Origin of the sequence: Bartonella capreoli, assembly GCF_902813205.1 — a bacterium.
Taxonomy (GTDB): domain Bacteria; phylum Pseudomonadota; class Alphaproteobacteria; order Rhizobiales; family Rhizobiaceae; genus Bartonella; species Bartonella schoenbuchensis.
On record NZ_CADDZX010000158.1, the window covers coordinates 1 to 480 of the forward strand.

Sequence of the window (480 nt, forward strand, 5' to 3'; positions counted from 1 at the left end):
GATCAAAGTAATTTTACGAGCGTACTTGATTAAGGTGTTCGTATATAATACTCTCTGCTCATAAAATTGTTTCACGAATATATCGTTATATCTCATGAACCCTCTAAAAAACTTATTATCTCATATACATCTTTGGTATGGAAACGTTAACTAAATTTGAAAGTGGAAAATCTCTGTCAATAAATCTAACGCACTAGCAAAGATAAAAAGAGCATTTGATTCATAAAGCTTTTTATTTCTGTCATTATGAAGATGGACGCGTCACAATATAAATGGCTATCAACAATAAAACAGCCGCAACCAACAAAGCAAACCACAAAGCAGGATGCAGCATCATCAAAAATGATAAAAAACCTCCCGCCATACTCACCACCGCAAAAACTTTAATTAATGGTGGAATAGCTCTCTTTTCTTCCCATTGCTTAATAGGCGGACCGAAAACGCGGTGATTATTCAACCAATGATGAAAACGTGGTGATG

1 protein-coding gene is annotated in these 480 nt (G+C 35.0%); it reads right to left on the reverse strand.

Features of this window, described 5'->3' with window-relative positions; translation table 11 throughout:
• Window positions 1-244 precede the first annotated feature (244 nt).
• Window positions 245-480 (reverse strand): DUF454 family protein (locus J7R05_RS07845; RefSeq protein ID WP_208541833.1); only part of this gene is annotated, 236 nt, incomplete at its 5' end.